Source organism: Marilutibacter aestuarii, assembly GCF_006546775.1.
GTDB classification, from domain to species: domain Bacteria; phylum Pseudomonadota; class Gammaproteobacteria; order Xanthomonadales; family Xanthomonadaceae; genus Marilutibacter; species Marilutibacter aestuarii.
On the sequence record NZ_VICE01000028.1, the window covers coordinates 1 to 3,375 of the forward strand.

Here is a 3,375-nt window from a genome sequence, read left to right on the forward strand (position 1 = left end):
GCTGGTGCGGCGCCGACCGGACGTGCGCGCGGCCGAGCAGCGCCTGCACGCGGCCACGGCGCGCATCGGGGTGGCCACCGCCGACCTGTTCCCGCGCTTCACCCTCGGCGGCCTGATCGGCAGCCAGGCGATCGACAGCAGCGCCCTGTTCGAGCGCGCGAGCGAGACCCGCCTGGTCGCGCTGGGCATCGACTGGTCCTTCCTCGACGTCGGCCGCGTGCGGGCCCGCATCGCCGCCGCCGATGCCGATGCCGAAGGCGAGCTGGCGCGCTACCAGCAGACCGTGCTGCGTGCGCTGGAAGATACCGAGAACGCACTGGTGCGCTATGCCCGCGCGCGCGACGAAGACGCCCACCTCACGCAGGCGGCCGCCGACAGCGCCCGCGCCGCGGAACTGGCGCGCGTGCGCTTCGACGCCGGTGCCGCCGACCTGTTCGAGGTGCTCGACGCCGAACGCAGCCGGCTGCAGGCCGAGGACGCGCTGGCCGACGTGCGCACCCGCAGCGTCGGCGGGGCGGTGGGCGTCTACCGCGCCCTGGCCGGAGGCTGGCCCTCGCGCCTGCCGGCACGGGAGGCCGTGGCCGGCCGCTGAGGTCCGGGAGGGGCGGGCCGCCCTATCGTCGCGGCCCGCCAGCGCCTAGACTCTGGGCCTTCGGAAGGAGGCTTTCTGGATGCGGATCGCGCTGGCCCTGCTGCTGGCCCTGGTCGGATGCGCGTGGCCGGCGATGGCCCCCGCGCAGGCGCTCAAGGTCGAGCTGCTGCATACCGAGCAGGAGCTGCGAACGCCGCCCGCGGTGGCGCCGGTGCAACGGCGCCTGGTCGCCCCCGCCCCGGGCGAGGCGGTCCGCTTGCCGCTGCAGCGTCGCCAGACCGGCTACTGGCTGCGCCTGACGACCGACATCCCGATCCCCGCCGACCGGCCGCTGGCCCTGGTACTGGACGGCCCGCGCAGCCTGGGGCCGGTGACGTTCTATCCGCCGGCCGCCGAGCCGGTGCTGGTCGAGCAGGGCGAGGGTGCCGAGAGCCACCTCCTGCGCCGCGGCTGGCACCTGCCCCTGCCCGAGGGCTGGCCGCCGGCGAGCGTGGCCTACCTGCGCGTCAACGGCACCTCCAGCCAACCGCTTACCCTGGCGCTGATGGACGTGGACCGGGTGATCCTCGCCGAGCGCCAGCAGGCACGGGTCTCCAGCGCGGTGTTCACCACCCTGATGCTGATGGCGATCTTCATGGTCGGGCTGTGGGTGGCCTTCCGCGACCTGCTCTACATGAGCTACGCCGCCTATCTGGTGGCCATCGCGGCCTACGCGATGCTGTTGTCGGGCGACGCGAGCGAGATCCGCGTGCTCGCCCTGCTCGACGCCAGCGGCGCGCTGGGGCGCTATGCGCTGGCGACCCTGGCCGTGGCCCTGCAACTCATCTTCACGATCCGTTTCCTGGAGCTGGATCGCCTGATGCCGCGCCGGGCGAAGGTCCTGCACGTGGGCGTGTGGCTGCATTTCGCCCTGCTCGCGGTCCTGCTGGTCGGCCGCGAGCACGTCTACGGCTGGTTCTACCTGGCCTCCAACGGCCTGTTGCTGCTGGTGCTGCCCTTCGCGGTGGTGATCGCGGTCCAGGCCTGGCAGAAGGGCGCGGCGCTGGCCGGCTATTTCCTGATCGGCTGGACGCCGCTGCTGAGCGTGGTGCTGATGCTGGTCTGCCACCAGTTCGGCCTGGTCGACCTGCCCTGGGCCCAGCGCCTGCTGCCGCTGGCGGCGGTGCTGCAGTCGGCGGTCCTCGCGCTGGCGCTCAGCCAGCATGCCGCCAACCGCCACCGCGTCGCCCTGCTCGCACGCCAATCGATCGAACGCGACCCGTTGACCGGGGCGTTGAACCGCAACGCGATCACCGAGATGCTGGCCGCCTGGGGCCAGATCGGCCACCTCGGCGCCAGCGACTACGGCGTGCTGCTCATCGACCTGGACGACTTCTCGGAGGTCAACCAGAAGCACGGCTACCTGGTCGGCGATACCGTCATGCAGCAGGTACTGGCGCGCATCCGCGGACTGGTCCGGCCCGACGACACGGTCGCTCGCATGGAGTCGGACATGTTCGCCGTGGTGAGCGAATGCCACCGCGACGACTGCGAACAGTTGGCCCACCGGCTGGTCGAGGGGTTCCAGCGGCGCGCCTTTTCGGTCGATGGCGTCGACGTTCCCGTCAGCATCAGCATCGGCCTGGCGATGTCGATCCGGGGCGAGAGCGTGGACGCATTCATCGCACGCGCCGAGGCGGCGATGCAGAGCGCGCGCATCGCCGGCCACAGCAGCGTGGGACTGGCCGCCGACACCAACGCAGTGCGCGCGCGCCGCCGCCGCGGGGCCTCGGCGACGCCTGGCTGAGTCGCGCATGCCGTCGCGAGCGCCGGAACCCCCGCTGAACGAAGAGGGGCGAAGGTGTCGACCGTCATTGCGACGTCGCGCCGGGGGGCGTAGGTTCGCCGCAGCACACCGCCGAACGTGTGCGATGACAACGAATGAAACCCCATTGCCGGGGCCGCCTTGCGGCTCCGCTTTTCTTCGTGCCGGCGCTTGCCGCGCGACCTCCGCCCTGGCCCGGGTGACGCCGGATTTCTGCCGCCCGCGCGGTCTGGAGTAGGATGCCTGTCCCCCACCGTTGACCCACGTCATGGCCGACTCCCGCAAACCCACCCGTGAACAGGCCGAGGCGGCCGTGCGCACCCTGCTCAGCTGGGCGGGCGACGACCCGGGCCGCGAAGGCCTGGCCGACACCCCCAAGCGCGTGGTCAAGGCGTACAGCGACTGGTTCAGCGGCTACGAGACCGACCCGGCGGAGTACCTCAAGCGCACGTTCGAGGAGGTCGAGGGCTACGACGAGATGATCGTGCTGCGCGACATCGAGTTCGAGAGTCATTGCGAGCACCACATGGCACCGATCATCGGAAAGGCGCACGTGGGCTACCTGCCCGACGGCAAGGTGGTCGGCATCAGCAAGCTCGCGCGGGTGGTGGAGAGCTTCGCCCGGCGCCTTCAGGTGCAGGAAAAGATGACCGCGCAGATCGCCCAGGTCATCCAGGACGTCCTGCAGCCGCGCGGCGTGGGCGTGGTGATCGTCGGCGCGCACGAGTGCATGACCACGCGCGGCGTGCACAAGCGCGGCGTCAGCATGATCACCTCCAAGATGCTCGGCAGCTTCCGCGACGACGCGCGCACCCGCGCCGAATTCCTGCAGTTCATCGACGTCGGTCCCGGCCGCTGAGGCCGGAGGCGGGCCGTCAGCCGACGGCGCGCGCCAGCAGGGCCGCCACCGCGGCCAGCGCTGCCTCGTCCACGTCCAGGTGCGGTGCCAGGCGCAACACGCCGCCGCGTGCGGTGTGGA

The 3,375-nt window shown here is 71.8% G+C and carries 3 protein-coding genes; all 3 read left to right on the forward strand.

The annotated features are described in order from the left end of the window. The coding region (locus tag FKV25_RS03140; RefSeq protein ID WP_141517342.1) for a TolC family protein at positions 1-592 on the forward strand (592 nt) is incomplete at its 5' end. Between the two features lie 79 nt (positions 593-671). Continuing rightward, positions 672-2,378, forward strand: coding sequence for a sensor domain-containing diguanylate cyclase (locus tag FKV25_RS03145; RefSeq protein WP_141517343.1), 1,707 nt, complete (start codon positions 672-674; stop codon positions 2,376-2,378). A gap of 286 nt (positions 2,379-2,664) precedes the next feature. Continuing rightward, positions 2,665-3,255, forward strand: coding sequence for a GTP cyclohydrolase I FolE (gene folE, locus FKV25_RS03150; RefSeq protein WP_141517344.1), 591 nt, complete (start codon positions 2,665-2,667; stop codon positions 3,253-3,255). The last annotated feature ends 120 nt before the right edge of the window (positions 3,256-3,375 follow it).

Coding starts and splice junctions, on each gene's coding strand:
- FKV25_RS03145 (WP_141517343.1), top strand. CDS start 672: ATGCGGATCGCGCTGGCCCTGCTGCTGGCCCTGGTCGGATGCGCGTGG.
- folE (WP_141517344.1), top strand. CDS start 2,665: ATGGCCGACTCCCGCAAACCCACCCGTGAACAGGCCGAGGCGGCCGTG.